Annotated in this window: 12 protein-coding genes and 3 pseudogenes; 11 read left to right on the top strand and 4 right to left on the bottom strand. The window is 59.4% G+C overall.

The window, feature by feature from the left end:
• Window positions 1–35 precede the first annotated feature (35 nt).
• On the bottom strand, window positions 36–821 hold the full coding sequence (locus E2481_RS16685; RefSeq protein ID WP_136718298.1) for a sulfite exporter TauE/SafE family protein: 786 nt from the start codon (window positions 819–821) through the stop codon (window positions 36–38).
• Between the two features lie 284 nt (window positions 822–1,105).
• Between E2481_RS16685 and E2481_RS16680 the strand changes: the two genes are divergently transcribed.
• The 7 genes and pseudogenes from E2481_RS16680 to E2481_RS16650 all read left to right on the top strand — a co-directional run bounded on the left by E2481_RS16680 (window position 1,106) and on the right by E2481_RS16650 (window position 9,909).
• On the top strand, window positions 1,106–2,887 hold the full coding sequence (locus tag E2481_RS16680) for a 5'-nucleotidase C-terminal domain-containing protein (protein WP_136718297.1): 1,782 nt from the start codon (window positions 1,106–1,108) through the stop codon (window positions 2,885–2,887).
• Window positions 2,888–3,710: 823 nt separating this feature from the next.
• On the top strand, window positions 3,711–5,195 hold the full coding sequence (locus E2481_RS16675; RefSeq protein ID WP_370628419.1) for an AAA family ATPase: 1,485 nt from the start codon (window positions 3,711–3,713) through the stop codon (window positions 5,193–5,195).
• A gap of 416 nt (window positions 5,196–5,611) precedes the next feature.
• Window positions 5,612–5,728: pseudogene (locus E2481_RS19145) on the top strand (type II toxin-antitoxin system RelE family toxin); the annotation flags it as partial.
• A gap of 246 nt (window positions 5,729–5,974) precedes the next feature.
• Window positions 5,975–6,664, top strand: a complete 690-nt coding sequence (locus E2481_RS16665) for a nucleotidyltransferase domain-containing protein (protein ID WP_250137859.1) — start codon at window positions 5,975–5,977, stop codon at window positions 6,662–6,664.
• Window positions 6,657–7,145, top strand: coding sequence for a hypothetical protein (locus E2481_RS16660; protein ID WP_136718296.1), 489 nt, complete (start codon window positions 6,657–6,659; stop codon window positions 7,143–7,145). Before E2481_RS16665 ends, E2481_RS16660 begins: the two co-directional genes overlap by 8 nt.
• 288 nt (window positions 7,146–7,433) lie before the next feature.
• On the top strand, window positions 7,434–7,808 hold the full coding sequence (locus E2481_RS16655; protein ID WP_136718295.1) for a hypothetical protein: 375 nt from the start codon (window positions 7,434–7,436) through the stop codon (window positions 7,806–7,808).
• A gap of 862 nt (window positions 7,809–8,670) precedes the next feature.
• The gene (locus E2481_RS16650) at window positions 8,671–9,909 is read left to right on the top strand and encodes an MFS transporter (RefSeq protein ID WP_136718294.1); all 1,239 of its coding nucleotides are present in this window, start codon (window positions 8,671–8,673) and stop codon (window positions 9,907–9,909) included.
• Window positions 9,910–9,924: 15 nt separating this feature from the next.
• On the opposite strand, the gene E2481_RS16645 is transcribed toward E2481_RS16650, so the two are convergent.
• On the bottom strand, window positions 9,925–11,805 hold the full coding sequence (locus tag E2481_RS16645) for a cation:proton antiporter domain-containing protein (protein ID WP_136718293.1): 1,881 nt from the start codon (window positions 11,803–11,805) through the stop codon (window positions 9,925–9,927).
• Between the two features lie 315 nt (window positions 11,806–12,120).
• Here E2481_RS16645 and E2481_RS16640 point away from each other — a divergent pair, with 315 nt between their 5' ends.
• A complete protein-coding gene (locus E2481_RS16640) occupies window positions 12,121–13,470 on the top strand; it encodes a ribonuclease J (RefSeq protein ID WP_136718292.1) in 1,350 nt (449 codons plus the stop codon).
• Window positions 13,471–13,860: 390 nt separating this feature from the next.
• The gene (locus E2481_RS16635) at window positions 13,861–14,865 is read left to right on the top strand and encodes an alcohol dehydrogenase (RefSeq protein WP_136718354.1); all 1,005 of its coding nucleotides are present in this window, start codon (window positions 13,861–13,863) and stop codon (window positions 14,863–14,865) included.
• A gap of 27 nt (window positions 14,866–14,892) precedes the next feature.
• Here E2481_RS16635 and E2481_RS19140 read toward each other — a convergent pair.
• Window positions 14,893–15,000, bottom strand: a pseudogene (locus E2481_RS19140) (transposase); the annotation flags it as partial.
• 261 nt (window positions 15,001–15,261) lie between these two features.
• Between E2481_RS19140 and E2481_RS16625 the strand changes: the two are divergent.
• A complete protein-coding gene (locus E2481_RS16625; RefSeq protein WP_250137857.1) occupies window positions 15,262–16,296 on the top strand; it encodes a sodium:phosphate symporter in 1,035 nt (344 codons plus the stop codon).
• Window positions 16,297–16,645: 349 nt separating this feature from the next.
• On the opposite strand, the gene E2481_RS16615 is transcribed toward E2481_RS16625, so the two are convergent.
• On the bottom strand, window positions 16,646–17,305 hold the full coding sequence (locus tag E2481_RS16615; RefSeq protein WP_136718290.1) for an HAD family hydrolase: 660 nt from the start codon (window positions 17,303–17,305) through the stop codon (window positions 16,646–16,648).
• A 185-nt stretch (window positions 17,306–17,490) separates the two neighbouring features.
• Between E2481_RS16615 and E2481_RS19240 the strand changes: the two are divergent.
• Window positions 17,491–17,607, top strand: a pseudogene (locus E2481_RS19240) (RNA-guided endonuclease TnpB family protein); the annotation flags it as partial.

Below are 17,607 nucleotides of genomic sequence, written 5' to 3'. Positions count from 1 at the left end.
CTCGGGCGCGGTGGCCCGAGGCTTTTGTAGTACTCTTATAGTTCCGGGACTGCCGTGAACAGGAGGACAAACGCGTTCACGGCCAGTAGCGCCAGCACAAGCCACTGGAAGATGCGCTCCGGGATGTGGTCGAAGATGTACACGCCAACCCAGGCACCGACGAACACCATCGGAACGGCGACGGCAGCCTCGATCATCAGTGGCGTCGTCACGGCTCCCGTGTAGGTAAGACTCCCCAGCCGATACAGCATGAGCGTCCCGAAGAAGGCGGTGAACGTGGCCTTCATCTCCTCGTCGCTCCAGAACCCGCTCGCCGACATGAAGGCCCCGTAGACGATCATTGGCGGGCCAGGAACAGCGACGGCGCCGCCGAGAATCCCAGCGAGAAGCCCAGCCGTCGCGCCGACGATCTTCCCCGGCCTGTAGTCCTTTTCCTCGATCCAGTCCGTGACGACATCGAGTTGCTGGGTCGCACCGACGACTATGACAGCCAGCACGAGCACCGCCCCGATGGCGACGCGCATCTGTGCCGCGTTGAACCGATCGAACACGAAGATGCCGAGGGGCATCCCGACGACGAGACCACCGACGGGGACGATCCACTTCTCCCAGTCGAAGGCGTTGCGGACGCTCCACCAGACGCGGGCGTTGGCCACCACCGCCGTTGCCGTGAAGATAATCGACGCGCTCGAGGGTGACCGAAACAGCGGCATCACTCCCATCGACACCTGCGCGAAGCCGAACCCAGCAATACCGTGAACGGCGGCCGCGACGAGGATGACGACCGCAGACAACCCCGTCGTTACCCAGTCGCTCGTCATCGATACCGGCTCCATGAACGAGTCAGGGGGTGCATCTCGGTAGCAACTATCACGCCGTTGTACCTAAGCGTAATTGCAGTCGACGGCCGACGAGAGACATCCCCGGCCACGGTTCGTGAACGCTGTCGGGTCGGGCTCGAGTTCGTGTGTCCAACTCGGGAGTGTGGGTCTCGGACTGGAGGGCGGTCTTCTAGAAGACGGCGTCAGCAGATGGATTGTTGCAGTGTTTCGCATAGTAGGCACAAGCCACGACCGGATGGAACGTGTAACCATGTGCTATCACGATGAACGAGCACACGGCACTCGGTAAGTGGACGTCCCTCGATGGTGAGCCGACCAGCGACGCCACGGGCGATCCCGACGTAGTCTTCGGACACGTCAGCGACCTCCACGGGCAGCTAACGCCGCGCGATCAGGTCTACTACGACAACCCGACGTCGAAGCCGGACTTCAACTTCGGAGACGACGACCACGTCATCGAGCGCGGCGGCGGGATCCCCCTGCTCGCAGCTAAACTCGACGAGCTCCGCGAGCAGGAGAACATCTGTACGCTCATGAGCGGGGACACGTTCCACGGCTCCGCCGAGACCACCTACACCGACGGACGAGCGATGCTCGACCCGATCAACGAACACGTCGCGCCCGACATCTACGTCCCCGGCAACTGGGACTACTCGAACGAAGCCGCCGAGGACGGCAACTTCGTGGAACTGATGGACTCACTCGACGCCCCGATTCTCGCGAACAACCTCTACGATTGGGAGACCGACGAGCGGTTGTACGACGCGTACCGGATCCTCGACGTCGGTGGACTTTCCGTGGGCGTCGTCGGGATGACGAACGTCTACGTCGACCGCATGGCGCCCGCGTTCTCCGAGGGGAAGTACCGCTTCGGCAAACACCCCGCACTCCTCGAGGAGTCCGCACAGGCTGCCCGCGAGGACGGCGCGGACGTCGTGGTCGCGGTCACCGAGATCGGCCTCCCGTGGATGGTCCAAGCCGCCAAGGACTGTGTGAGCGTGGACGTAATGTTCAGCGCGCACACCCACGAGTACACCTACGACCCGATCGTCGTCGAGGAGACCGAAACCGTGGTCGTCGAGTCCGGCATGGGCGAGGCGCTCGGCCGCGTGGACCTCCGAGTTCGAGACGGGGAGATACAGTTCCGTCACTACCTCTACTGTCTGACCGAGGAGGGCGAGCACACGCCGGAACCGGACGCCGATGCGGCGAAGACAGTCGAAGCCGTACGGGCGCCCTTCTTCGAGGACGACACGGAATTCGAGCGAGGGGCAGGCACGCTCGACCGTCCGCTGGATACGGTCGTCGGCCAGACGAAAAAACCACTCTACCGGCAGTCGTTCCTCGAAAGCGCGTGGAACACGCTGTTCAACGACGCACTGCGGGCGCATTTCGACACGGACCTCGCCGTCTCGCACGGGTTCCGGTATGGGACTGCCGTGCCACCGGGCGACATCACGCTCGGCGAACTGTACACGTTCTTCCCGATGACGACGCCCGTCGCCCGCGGTGTGGCGTACGGACAGCAACTCACGAACCACATGGAGGAGTTCCTCGAGGACAACTTCACGCCGTACCCCTACGACCAGGAGGACGGCCGCGTCCGGAACTTCTCCTCGAACGTCGAGGTGACCGTCGATCCGACCGCGAAGCGCGACCGTCGCCTCGTCGAGATGCAGATCGACGGCGAGACGGTCGACCCGGAGGAGACGTACTCGGTGGCGACGTTCCGCCGGCCTGGTGATCCCGAACGCGACCTTGGCAACTGCGGGTTCCCGTTCCAGGACGTCGAGGTCGACGACCGGACGATACCAGTCGATGTCATCGTCGAGTATCTCGAGGAACACTCGCCGGTCGACTACGAGGTGATGGGGCTGATCGAGAGCGCCGACGATGGCGGCCGAGCCCAGAACACGCCCGCAGACGGGCCGTATCCGTTCATCCAGCCAGGCGTCGACTACTCGGCCGGCGAGGCGTACTGCGAGACGTCCATGATTCCGAGCAGGAACACGTTCCCCGAAGAAGGGCGTAATCGAACGCGCTAGGGGACGAGGACACGCGCGACGAATCCGATGGACAGCACCCTCGACACGACACATGTGGATCGTTGACGGCCGCCTAGACACACCTCTATCGATGTGTTTTGCACCCAAGCAGCGAACGGTATCGATGTGGGTTGATCGGTCGAATCGGTCCACACTCGGGACGAAAGGAACGAGCAATTCAGCGGACGGTCAACCATGCCCGTCAGCTGGACACACAGACACCCCTCTATCGATGTGTTCCCAGCGTATCGGTGTAGTGGGGAAATGCAACCGTCTCAAAGGGCTCGCGTTCTCACCGAGGAGAGCCATCTGCAATAGAGGAGTGAATACAGCCGTATTTAGCCGATTTAGGGGATGGAGCTAACCACGGAATGAGAGGAAAGCCAGCAGTCGAGGAGAAATCGGTCGAGAGGTGTTCAGAACACATCGAACACATCGATAGAGGTGTGTGTGAGTGTTTGTTCTAGAAAGCTAGAAGAAGAAAGAGGAAGGAGCGACTTTCACTTCTTTTCCTCAATCGAAGCTACACTACGTTACACCGCTGTTTTCTAGGTACAAGCGTTCTCCACCGGTATCCCATCGGGACGATCACTCCCCCCTCCCCCTCCCTCTCCCCCTGCTCGAACACATCGATAGAGGGGTGTCTGTGTACCCCGCCAAATTTCATGTGCTGCGGGTCGGAACACATCGTCACTAGTCCCCGGTTCGGCGGTGATGCTCCTCTGAAATACATCTTAACGGACGAGATAGGCAATCACTGTTCCAATCACACTTCGATAGAGGTGGGGGAACACTTTTTATTCCTCGCTGTCTGGTGCCCGATATGGATACTGACGACTCCGAGGCGTCCAGGGACAGTTCGGAGTCCTCGGATACCGAGGGAGTGGCGGAGGCTGACCCTCCCCTGGATTCTCACGATTCCGACGCTCAGGATACACAGTCTACACTTCCCGACGAAGCGAGTCCGACGTCGGCTTCCTCGGAGTCGCTGACGGACCAACCGGATGACGACGAGTCGGGATCGATCGAGGAGATGCTGCTCGAATTCGACGAACAGGACGGCCTGATCCGTGACCGGTCGCTCCTCGACCCGAACTACGTCGTCGAAGAGGACCGGATCGTCGGTCGTGACAAACAACTCCAGGAAGTCACGAAGATGCTTCGCGTCGCGCTCGGCGACAACCGGCCGCCGAACCTCTTCCTGTATGGCCCCTCCGGGACGGGCAAATCCCTCATCACGAAAGCCGTCTGTAAGAACATCACGCAGATCTGTCAGCAACGCGATATTCGGTTCGGAACGATCGAGGTCAACTGCCAGGATCTCGACACGCTCGGGATCGCGATTTACGAACTCGCGCAACAGGCCGCCGACGAGGCCGGCGTCGAGGTTCAGGTCCCGAAACACGGCGTCGCGACCAAAGAGAAGTGGGACGAACTCTACCGGATCGTCAACGAGCACTTCGACTCCGTCGTCTTCGTGTTAGACGAACTCGACATGCTCGTCGGCCGCCGAGACAAACAGGAGCCTGCCTTCTCGCGGCTCCTCTATCAGCTGTCACGCTCCGGGGCGCTCGACGATCTGACGGCACATATCTCGGTCGTGGCCATCTCGAACGATACGAAGATGATGGAGTCCGTGGGGAGCCGCGCTCTCAGTTCGTTCACACCGGAAGACGTCCACTTCGACGACTACGACGCGAACCAGTTGAAGGCGATTCTCCGTCGACGCCACGACGCGTTTTACGATGGCGTGCTCAGCGACGACGTCATTCCGCTCGCGGCCGCGTTCGCCGCCCAGACGCACGGTGACGCCAGGAAAGCGATCGATCTTATCCGTGTTGCTGGCGAACTGGCCGAACGAGAAGGCGATCCCTCCGTCCGTGAGGAACACGTGCGCGACGCGCAGGCGAAAGTTGAGAAGAACCGCGTTCTCGAAGTCGTCCGCGGGATCAGCACGCAAAAGAAGCTCTGTCTGTATGCGACTGCGACGGTGGCCGACGAAACCTCGGATGGCACCGCTCGGAGCACGACCGGCTATCGCGTCTACCAGTACCTGACCGACGCGATCGGTGCCGACCAGTATCACCAGGAGACCTACGTCAACAAGATGAAAGAGCTGACCACGTACTCGCTGGTCGATTTCGAACGCCGGAGTCACGGGCCGAGTTCCGGGATGTTCCTGGAGTTCCAGTTCGCTGAGCGACCGGATACGATCCTCGATACGCTCCGTGAGGATTCACGAATCGAGATGGTCTCCGCGGAGGAAGTCCAGTCGGTGGTTCGCGCCCAGATCCACAACGAAACGTGAGGACGTCGCCTTGCCTACGGACACCCCTCTATCGATGTGTATCTGAGATCGTCTCTCACTGCTTTCAGTACCCTCTCCTGACAAGCCAGACCAGTTGCAGATCAACCGAACCGTGGCCCAACGTCGGCTGTCCGAGACACACCTCTATCGAAATGTAATCTGGCTAGTGAGCCGCTCAAACAACGATATTACACCGCCTCTTGCTTTCCCTGTGTTTTGACGCGTCGCAGTGTCTCTTGGTGCGTCTAGTTCGACAGCTCTGATCGCTGAGACAGTAGCCACACACCTCTATCGATGTGTTTCGCTGGAATCCCCTAGTCGTACACACCCCTCTATCGATGTGTAACCGGACCTGCTGGTCGACGATGGTCGTCCGACTCACCGAACTCTCGCCAGACCCTGTTCGTTCATTGGATAAGAAGATACGAATCGGAGAGTTTCGTGTCTCAGTAACGTTCAAACGGGGCGACCAGCGTCTCGTCGTCGCACGAATCAAACGTCGCGACGGTGCATACACTGCCGATGATGATTAACCGGTCTACCTGAATCCCGGATGTGGCCGAGATACGCTCTGTATGCAGTATGGCCACTGGTACCAGTAACTGTTTGAGAATTCGCCAAGACCAACAAAATATTAATAGAAACTGGGGCTCAGAGGGGGTAACTGTTCGTCACTGCCACCATTTGCACGTTCCTGTTCGTGGCTGAAAAGCAATCCGTTCCGCCACCAGCCCCGCTCCACACAACTCTTTTTATACCTCGTTTCGTATATTCAGACAGTGTCCGAGGAAATGAAACAGCAGCCATCGGTCTCCATCGATGTCATCACTGGTGGCGAGACAGAGGTGTTCCGCATCAGTGTGGCCGACGAGATACTCCGTCTCCTCGTCGATGCCCACGAGACGGAGTTCACGATCCCTGAACTGGTCGATGCGACGGGGGCCGCTCGCTCGACGGTCTGGCGGGCCGTCGACCTGCTCGACAGTCTCGGGGTCGTTCGCGTGCGTGAGACACCACAGCGCAACTACGTCTCCATCGATCCCGAGCGACTCCAGAAGGACGACCCGATACTCGCGATCGAACAGGCCGAATTTCACGAACCGATACGGACGTTCGTCGAGCGGGTCCGTGGAAAGATCGAGGAAAGTGAGGAGGTCAATGAACTCGTCGGCCTCGTCGTCTTCGGCAGCGTGGCCCGTGGCGAAGCAGACAGACAGAGCGACATCGACCTGTTCGTCGTCGTCGAGGGTGACCGGACGAGTGCCCGTCGACTCGTGACCGACGTGGTGAGCGACCTGAGTGAGCAGCGATTCGACGGTGACCGGTTCGCGTTCGAGCCGTACGTCGAGACTGGCGACAGTGCGACCCGAGCGGGGTCGAAGCTTCGAGAGATATTCGACGAGGGAATCACGATCGTCGGCGACGAGCGCCTCCAGTCGATTCGTAAGGCGGTGTTCGCCGATGAGTAGCACCCGAATCGAACAACTCCTCGATGACGCTCAAGCCGCGTTCGACCGCCGTCCGACTGATATCGAGACCGGACTCGACGTGTCGGACACCGCAATTCTCCAGCTCCGGAAAGCGTGTCGGTTACTCGCCGGTGCGGATGCGCTTCACGAGCAGGGTTATTACACGCTCGTCATCGAGGCATCATTTGTCGCGATAGAGCGAACGGTCGAGTTTCGGCTCCTCGAACGCGGGACGATGGAGCCAAATGACCTGCCGGGAACGCATCCAGGGGTGTATCGCGAGGCAGCTGCAGCTGGTATCTTTTCGGAGTCGATGGCGGACGACCTTGCAGACCTGTGGCGCGACCATCGTGCGAAGACGTACTATCAGGACGGCCTCGCCGCTGCCGAGCGTGCTGAAGCAATGTCTGCGCTTGCACAGGAGGTCCACGCCTTCGTTGTTGGTCGCTCCTCGCAGAGCCACGAATGTCTCTGTGAATGAGTGGGGGTTCGACAACACGCGAATGGACCGCTATAAGATCACTATTGGAAGTCTATGAGAGGAATGGCTAACAGATGACACAAGTAGCGTGCAAGACTTAGAGGCTGTAGTCAGCGCTCGAACTTCGATCATCTGCCCGAACCAGACTGAATCAATTGCTCACGGTGTGTGGGTCTGGTATGGTGATCTAGTCAAGCTACAGAGGTCACCAATTGGCCAATACAAGCATTCCTCGGTTGTCACTCGAAACCTCTTAGGGATTTAAAAATAAAAGCCAGAAATGGTTCGATGAGACAGAATTTAAAACTCGGAGCCGCTCTAATCACCTTCGGGTTTCTGGCTGTCTTTCTGGCGTTTCCGGTCCCACCGATCGGGAACATCCTGGGTTTAGTCGGTGTCTTCGTCGCGTTCGGTGGATTCCTCCTCACTACTGTCGGGGGATTTTTAGCGACGATGAACGCGGCCGATGCACGTGACAAAGTAGGCCAGAAACTGTCAATTGCAATCTTCGGCCCTATCATCCCGTCGGCAGTGGTAATCCTCTACCTCCAGCTTGCTGGATTCGATTTCCCGCTGTTACAGATCAGTGCCACGCTGGCACTGGTGGGAATGGTCGGTGGGATACGGGCGGTTTCTCAGACTATTTTTCAAGCTGAGCAGTAGCCCCACGGCTTGATGAATATGCGCCCTGTATTCAGCACGGCCACTGAAACCTGTCAATGTTGGAGAAATAGATAAGACAGCCAATCTATTAATAGAAACTGGGTCTCAGAGGGGTAACTCAATCGTCATAGCCGGCACTGGCTGCTATACAACCGGAAAATCGAGCGTTCTGGCGGTCCAGCAGGCGGTAGAGTTGCGGCGACCACAAAACACTCCCCCATCTTTGTTGAGTAGTTCCGCATGGGATCTGATTCGTCTTACGCAGACATTTCGCCGGAGCAACTCCAAGAAGCGGTCGATACGATCGTGAGCCAGTTCGACCATCCAGAAGCAGTGGCAATCGAATGCAAGGCGCTCGAAGACGGGACGAAACAAACGGAAATCACGGTTCCGGAATCGGAATCTGATTCGGCGTCGGTGGTAACACTGAAACACGACATGGCGAGTGCTCACCCACTCGTAACGATCGAAAATCCCACTGAAACGACTGGAGAGTGAGTACCGCTCGTTTGCATCCGTCGGGAACAAAACGCAATATCAGCGCCAACCAGTACGTGCAGGAGGACTTCGTCCGGATGATACGCTCACACTCAAAGAAGTGTCTCTGCGTCTCTGGAACGTGACAGCGACCGACCAATTCTCTTCGACCCTGTATCAAAAACTCACCAGCCGGATGTCCGCACTGAAGGATCCCCAAACCTTCCGACTCAGGTGAATATTCAGTGACTTACCCGAACATTCGGGCAGCTCACGGGTGAGTGACGGTCGTCACAGTGATACGGTCAGTATCAATGAGTGGTAGTACCCCACACTGACGCTTCGAGCCGAGCGGCTTACCTATCTGCTATGACTGCCACGCAGTATGTCGAGTCGCCGGCAGTTCTACCCGCTCTATCTGACTCGGTTCGTTGGCAGTCTCGGGTTCATAACGCTGTTGACCCTGCTTCCGACGTACATCGAACAGCTCGGCGCGACCGGCGTCGTCGTCGGACTGTTCGTCACGGCGCTCAGCCTCGGGCGGGCGATCGCGATCGTGCCCCTCGGGTGGGCCGCCGACCGGTACAGCAAGCGTGCGATACTGCTCGTGTCGCTCCTGTTGAGCGTCCTCGCGTACGCCTCTTTTACCGTCGTCGAGACGCCGGCCGGATTCATCGTCGCCCGGACGCTCCAGGGGCTGAGCGTCGTTGGGACCGGGATGATCAGCCTGGCGCTGGTCGGCGACATCGCCGCGCCGGACGACCGAGCCAACCAGATCGGGAAGTACAATGCCTGGCGCATGGCCGCCGGCGTCGTGGGGACGCTCGGTGCCGGAGCGCTCTACGACGCGTTCGGGTTCGACCCGATCTTCGCGGCACTGGTCGCGCTGTTCGTTCTCGCGACGCTTGGCGTGTGGCTGTTCGTCGAGGCCGACGAGACGCAGATCGCAGGGTTCGCGTTTTTCGATCTCGCCCTCAACGAGCGCATCCTGACAATCACGAGTTTCCGGGCCCAGTACGCCGTCTCCGTGACGCTCGTTCGCAACTGGGTGCCGATTTTCGTTGGCGTGTCGGTCGCACGCGGTGGACTGGCACTGTCTGCGGCCGCCGTCGGTGTCGCCGTCGCCGCGGAGAAGTTCACCAACATGCTCTGTCAGCCGTACACAGGTCGACTGTCCGACCGTTTCGGCCGCGGCCTGTTCATCACACTCGGTGACGGTGTGTACGGCCTGATCGCGCTGGCGTTCCCGCTGGCACCGGCACTCGGGACACGACTGGGATTTTCGGTGTCCGTTCCGATTCTCGGAACGGTCCCGGGCGTGTTCTTTGTCGCGGTCGGACTGAACGGACTGCTGGGCGTCGCCGACGCTGTCCGGGAACCAGCGAGTATGGCGCTGTTCGCCGATGAGGGGAAAGGGAACGGTATCGCGAGCAGTTTCGGCGTCCGCGGGTTGGTCTGGCGACCGGGTGCGCTCTTCGCACCGCTCGTGGGCGGCTATCTCATGGACACTGCGGGAATACACTGGGTGTTCGTCGTCGGCGGTGTGACGGCTCTCACGGGAGTCCTGACGTTCGTTGGAATCGTCGCCCTGCGGTACGGCCCACGAGAACTTCTGCGCTGGTAGCGCGGTAGCGGTTCCTCAGGCGTGATCGGCGTGGAGGTCCGGATGGCACTGTTCGAGCGCTCGATGGACGGCTTCGTGTCGCCCGACGAACGTGAGGTGGTCACCGTGCTGGAGTTCCCACACTGGGCTCGGAATCTGTGACTCGCCGTCTCGGCTGACCAGCGCAACGAGGACGCCGTCCGGGAGTTCGCCGTCAAGGTCGCTGATAGACATGCCAACGAGACTCTCAGCGGTCACTTCGATCTCCTGTACGTCACCGGTCCGGCCGAGTTCGGACATCCACTCCGAGAGTGCCGGCCGTTCGATGGCGTTATCCATCGACTGTGCGATGGAGTCGTCGGCCGAGATGGCTCGGACGCCGAGTTCTTCGAACGCTTCGGCGTTGCCGGGTGTATTCACCCTGGCCAGTACGGTTTCGACGTCGAATTTCGATTTGGTGAGTTGGGCGACCAGCAGGTTTGCATCGTCGTCACCGGTCGCCGCCGCGACGATCTTCGCATTGCTGACGCCGGCCGATCTGAGAACGTCCGTGTCGGTTCCATCACCGAAATGCGCAGCGAACCCTCCATTCCGGGCCTGTTCGACCTTTTCCTGGTCGTTATCGACGATAATGACGTTTTCGCCGCGATTCTCCAGCCGTTCGGCGAGGCCGCGACCGACGCGACCGCCGCCAACTATGATGACACGCATGGGTAAGACGTTGAGTGCTTCGGCGATGTGTCGGGCGAATCCACCCTCGAACACGACGGTTGTCAGAATGACCAGAAAGACGGTCCCCACTAGAATGGTCGCCGCCTCAGGATTGGAACTGCGGAGCTCCAGCGCGAACAATGTCGCTACGCTTGCAGGAATGATCCCCCGGGGGCCGACAGCGCTCATGAATAACCGCTCGCGGAACGAGAACCGGTCGCCATAGGTACAGAGCAACACGGCAACCGGCCGTACAACCAACACGACGACGATCACCACGAGGAGCCCACCCACTCCCAGCGACAGCAGGTCGTCGAACGACAGCAGTGTCGCGAGCGAAATGAAGACGAACGAGAGGACGATCAACGTGAGATCGCCCTTGAACGCCTCGATCTCCTCCTCGTATGGTAGATCGGCGTTTCCGAGGAGGATGCCGGCTGTCGCGACGGCAGCGATCCCCGCTTCCGTGGCGAGAGCGTCCGCGATTCCGTATGTCGCAATCGCGCCAACGAGAACGATCAATCTGGAGTTTCGGACTGCGTTCGACGGCGAGAGGTCGACGTGTTTGAGGAGGTACCACAGCAGACCTGCCGACACGCTACCGACGAAGAGACCGATTCCGAGACGGGTCAGGAACGACTCGACGACAAGCCCGTAACCTGTCCCATCCGATGTGAGTACCTCGAAGACGGCAACAGCCAGGATCGCAGCCATTACGTCGTTGACGATCCCTTCCGTTTCGAGTGCGGCCCCAACTCGATCGCGGACGGGAACGACATTGAGGATCGGCGTGACCACAGTTGGTCCCGTCGCGACGAGGAGCGCCCCGACGAGGAAGGAGAGCGTCCACGATGCGTCAAGCGCGAACCGAACGGCAATTGCCGTTCCCAGCAGTGTAATACCGGCCCCGATCGTCACCAGTCGGAACGCCTCTCGTGGTGTCTGTCGCAGTTTCGAGAGCTTCAGGTGGAAGGCACCCTCGAAGACGATAATCGCGACCGAGAGGCCGACGATCCCCGAAAGTGGACCGGGGCCGCCGAACGATTCGAGACGCACGATGTCGAGTCCCTCCGGTCCGACGGCGATGCCAGCAAGGATGAGAAAGAGGACGCTCGGGATTTCTAGCCGATCGGCTAAGACTTGGGCTGTGACACCCAACCCTAAGATGGTCACGACGAGGGGGAGTAAACTGCCCCCGGAACTCATGATACCGGCACCTGTCAGGACGGACCCACCGACGATATAAAATTCGTATGAAATCCATCGATGGATGGAGGTCTCGATCGATCAGGTGACCCGATACCGGAACGTGTTTCCGGTGAGACGATCACCGGCTATTTACGTCGTGGGGCCCGAGATAGCGTAACCGAAACACGCGTCGTCCCCGGGGAGGGAGTGACAGACGGACGGGTTCCTCTCAGCAGGAACCCATCTCAACTGGTTTCATCGGTTCAACCCCTCTCCTCCTACATCAGGCGCACTCTTTTCGAGTTCTGGGACTGCTCTGATCGGATCCCAACTATGGAAATCGAAATTGCGACAATCGGCGGTTATGAGGAAGTCGGTCGGCAGATGACGGCAGTACGAGCGGGCGACGACATCGTCGTCTTCGACATGGGTCTGAACCTCTCGAAGGTCCTGATTCACGACAACATCCGCACCGAGGAGATGCGATCACTGGACCTCATCGACATGGGTGCAATACCCGACGATCGGGTCATGTCCGAACTCGACGGCGAGGTTCAGGCTATCGTGCCGACCCACGGCCACCTGGATCACATCGGTGCCATCTCCAAGCTGGCCCACCGCTACGACGCGCCCGTCGTCGCGACACCGTTTACCCGCGAACTCGTCGACGAGGAGGTCCACGACGAAAGCGAGTACGTCGTGAACAACGACCTGATCTCGATGGAGGCGGGCGAATCAATGTCGATCGGCGAGCGCTGTGAACTGGAGTTCGTCAACGTCACCCACTCGATCATCGACGCGATCAATCCGGTTTTCCACACCCCTGAGGGGTCGGTCGTCTACGGGCTGGACAAGCGTGTGGATCACACGCCGGTCATCGGCGACCCCATCGACATGAAGCGGTTCCGGGAGATCGGACGCGAGGACGGCGGCGTCCTTTGTTACATCGAGGACTGTACGAACGCGAACAAGAAGGGGCGGACCCCGAGTGAGGCCGTCGCCCGCCATCAGCTCCGAGACGTGATGCACAGCCTCGAAGACTGGGACGGCGGTATCGTCGCCACAACCTTCTCCAGCCACATCGCACGTGTCAAGAGCATCGTGGAGTTCGCACAGGATATCGGTCGTGAACCAATCCTACTGGGACGGTCGATGGAGCAGTACTCCGGCACTGCCGACCGCCTCGACGGACTGGACGTCGACTTCCCGGACGATCTCGGGATGTACGGCCACCGCAAGTCCGTCGACCGAGCCTTCAAGCGGATCATGAAGGAAGGGAAGGAGAAATTCCTGCCAGTCGTTACCGGCCACCAGGGAGAACCACGGGCGATGCTCACCCGGATGGGGCGGGGCGAAACGCCGTACGAACTGACCAACGGTGACAAGGTGATCTTCTCGGCACGAGTCATTCCCGAACCGACCAACGAGGGGCAACGCTACCAGTCAGAGAAACTGCTCGGGATGCAGGGCGCACGCATTTACGACGACGTCCACGTCTCGGGGCACCTCCGCCAGGAAGGTCACTACCAGATGCTAGACGCACTCCAGCCGCAACACGTCATCCCGGCCCACCAGGACATGGCCGGGTTCTCGGGATACGTCGATCTGGCTGGGAACAACGGATACGACCTCGGTCGCGATCTCCACGTGACCTCGAATGGGAACACGATCCAACTCGTGTGAAATCGCGGGAGGGAGGTTTGAACCGGAGCCACTTCGCTCCCACCGATCGCTCGTGGCAGCGTTCAGTGTGATCGACTTGTGTTTCCAACCCAGAAACTCGGCTGGGGGATATAATAACCGGGCATCTTATTCCTAACCATGGACTGGGCGTTCAGAATCCGGAAAGATGTTCCACCTTGGGTGATGAAACTCGTGCTGATTGTTGCAATCTTGCTGATTGCTGGCCTTCAATATTTTAATATTTTATAAATATGGCAGTACTTATGACTGTAAGCTTGCTAAATCGGTGCTCGCCCATCAGCGTACGCTACCTGTGACCGATAAGGGCATTATCTGATACACGGCAGCTTTTTTCACGAGTAGCCGGACTGTAGAGGTATGTCCGAAACGATGCGCGCAGTGGTCGTCCCCGAACCCGGTGCCGAGTTCGAAGTCGTCGAAAGAGCAGTACCCGAGCCAGCTCCCGATGAGGTTCGGGTGGCGGTCGAGGCCTGTGGGATCTGCCACAGCGACGTCTTTGTCAAGGAAGGTGGGTATCCGGGCGTTAGTCATCCCCGAATCCCCGGCCACGAGGTCGCGGGACACGTGGACGCAGTCGGTGAGGACGTCGATAGATGGTCGGAAGGGGAGTATGTCGGTGCTGGCTGGCACGGCGGCCACTGCTTCAGTTGTGAGCCGTGTCGACGTGGCCACTTCCTCAACTGTGAGAACGCCGAGATCACGGGGCTCACGTTCGATGGCGGGTACGCCGAGTACACGACCGTGCCCGCAGAGGCACTCGCTGCGATACCTGACGACCTGAGTGCGACTGATGCAGCCCCACTGCTCTGTGCAGGTGTCACTACGTACAACGCTCTCCGGAACGCCGACCTGCAGCCGGGAGACCTCGTCGCCATCCAGGGCGTCGGTGGCCTCGGTCACCTTGGTCTCCAGTACGCGCACGCGGCTGGCTTCGAGACGGTCGCTATCTCGCGTAGTCCCGAGAAGGAAGCCCTCGCGATGGAGCTGGGTGCCGACCACTTCGTGAACGCAGCCGACACGGAGCCGGCCGAACGGCTGCAGGCACTCGGCGGCGCGGACGGCATTCTCACGACAGCACCATCGAGTGACGCTATCGCGTCAGTCGTCGAGGGGATCGGTATCGATGGGTCCGTGATCGTCGTCGGTGTTCCCGGCGAAGACGTGTCGGTGAACGCCCAGCATCTCATCGGCACAGCCGGCGCTGTTGAGGGCTGGGGCTCAGGTGACGCCCGCGACTCCCAGGACACGCTGGAGTTCAGTTCGCTCCGGGACATCACCCCCGAAATCGAGACGTACTCGCTTGAGGAGGTCGAGACGGCGTACGAGCGGATGATAACGAACGAAGCGCGGTTCCGTGCCGTCCTCGAACTGTAGGGGGTGACCGATGTCAACTACCCCACCCTAAGCGCCTTCGGCGCTTTGAGGGTGGGGCTTGTCCGTGAACTCGGCTTCGAACCCATCAGGGTAGGCGGTAAATCCGCGCTTCGGCTTCACCGTTCCAGACTTTAGCGGTCGGGGACCTATCGAGGCGTGTGGGCGGTGACGGTCTCAGATATGCGGATGTACTTTTGTGTGGTCGCCAAGAGTGCCTGGAGTGGTGCCGCTGTACTGTCTTGATAGGCATAACAAGGCAATTATGGTGGCCACCGTCTTTTTCGGCATCCTATTTGTCATCAAAATCTGGACAATATTTTACCTGTCTTACCTCATATTGTGGGCCGGTGAAAGAATATCAGCAGTCACAGATGGCTGCTTGACGATTCGTCAGTAGTGATCGCGGCGCAGGTAGTTGTGACAGTCGTGCTATTTCTCTTCGCGATACGGTTGTTGGGAGCTGCAACGGATGCACTGACACCGTCACTCAAAAGAGTTCTCGATCGAGTGATCGTCGACGATAGATCAGCACTCGGACTCAGCTGGATCGCCTCGTACGTCTTAGCCAACGGGTCGATCGTCGCCGCCCTCTCGCTGTCCCTGTTCAACTCGGGGCTCATTCTCCCGTCGCAACTGTTCCTGATGATCGTCGGCTCTCGGCTCGGCGGCGCGGCCGTCGTCGTCTTCATCGGGGCGTTCGATTACCTGAACGAGGAGATCGAATCGCTCCGCGAATCGACAAGCCTCGGATTGCTCACCTTCCTGCTCACCCATTCAATCTACCTGCCTGCGATGGCGCTGGGATACGTCGCGATGCCGGTTATCCGGACAGGAGAGGGTCATAGTCAGATGCTTCCCGATCTTGAGGTCTCGCTCCCGGACGTGATCTCGGTCGCTGCAGACGGAATAATCGACTCTGTCGGGGCTGGAATCGCGTTTCTCTTGGCGATTGGCTGTATCCTCGTGAGCCTGCAGTTATTTGATCACATACTCGATGGCATCGATAAAGAGCGGCTGCGTCGGCGCTATGTCTCGAGGTTGCAGGACAAGTGGGTGTCCTTCGGACTTGGGCTCATCGTCACAGCGGCCACGACGAGCGTCGCGTTTTCGCTTGGCGTGATCGTCCCGCTCTACAACCGAGGGCATATCAAACGAAACGAGATCATGCCCTTCGTGCTGGGAGCGAACATCGGGACGCTGTTCGATACGCTTATCGTTGCGATCGCGCTGAACATGGACGTCGGCGTGCTTACCGTTCTAGTGGTAGTGACTGGGGGGACCGTCATTTCCGTCGTCGTGTTGGTCTTCTACGCGCCGTACAGCAGGCTCATCGACAGGGTTCAAAACCGGATTATCGACAATAGAGGCTACTTCATCAGCGTGCTCCTCTCGCTATTGCTCGTCCCGCTGTTGCTCATCGTGTTCCCGTGAGTCGCCGACGCCGATCTGTATGTCGGGTTTTCGCGGCATCATCGGGATAGAACGAGAGTTCACCCACAAGCCCCGCCGTTCCCGGCGGGCGTAGGTGACTCGACGATGAGTTCACCTGGCGACGGAATCTCTGATCGTTTCCGGTTGAGTCCATCAAGAATTCAGTCGCTTGGAATTCGCGCTAGCGCTCTTGACCAGTCCGTTTTTCTACGAATCCGTCTTCTTCAAGTCGAGTCACGGCCTTGTTTGCCGCCGGATACGACATCTCGATCAGTTCCGCTGCCTGGGAGACGGTGAAAACCGGCTCAACGAACAGTGCCTCAGTAATTGGCGAGTAGGCCGGGGTAGTTCACGTGCTACAGATCTCGTGGAGGTCGTCGAGGGAGTCGATATCCCAGGTGGGCCACACATTGAGATCCCAGTCGCTGCGGTGCGGGCGACGGATGAATGCCGAGTCGATCCCGGCGTTCTCGGCTGCCTTGATATCGGACTCGTTGTCGCCGACGTACAGTGCGGACTCCGCATCGAGGTCGGCCAACGCACGCTCCAGATAGTGGGGGTTCGGCTTTCGCAGGGTGAGGCTTTCGATGGTCGCCTCACGACCATACGCGGTGTCGAACAGACCCGACAGCTCGAAGTGATCCAGAAGGAAATCGACCGTCTCCTGCTGGTTCGAGCTCACAATCCCCTTTGGGATGTCGAGGTCTGCTAGCGAGGCGAGATCCTCATACGGCGTTTTCCGGCCTGCGCGCGCTTCTTCCTGCTGTGCCACGGACAGTGTTCGATCACGCGTGCGCCAGAATCGGTCCGGTTCGAAGTCGTAGATGTCACTGACGGTCGCGACCCCGCTGGGCGTTGCTCCAATAGTCATATCCTCGACGTGGTCGGGGTTCGGATCAGTCACACCGAACTGCGCGAAGGTCTCTTCAGTCGCCTCCCGAAGGACATCGAAACGCGTTCGACCGACGAGAACACCGTCGTTGTCGAAAACGACGGTATCATAGGTCATGTTTGTAACTGTGTGGTCAAGGCTATAAGCGTTTCAGCATAATACGAGGTGGAGCCTCCGACCTCAAGGAGCGAGTGTAGCGAGCGAGTAGGTCGGAGAGGAAACCGACAACCGACGACGAAACCGCACGACTGTAGCTACCCGACTCCCAAGGTTATAAAAACCATCAGATGAGAATCTGAAATATGGAGGTGCGTCGAACTGCGCCGGTCAAACTCGTCGTTCCCGACGAGCGGCGCGACGACCTCCACGAATCTGCGCGACAGTTCCTCTACTGCGCGAATCGTGCTGCCGAGTTCTGT

The organism is Halorientalis salina, from assembly GCF_005049285.1.
Lineage (GTDB): Archaea > Halobacteriota > Halobacteria > Halobacteriales > Haloarculaceae > Halorientalis > Halorientalis salina.
This window is presented reverse-complemented; position numbering and strand designations above follow the sequence as displayed.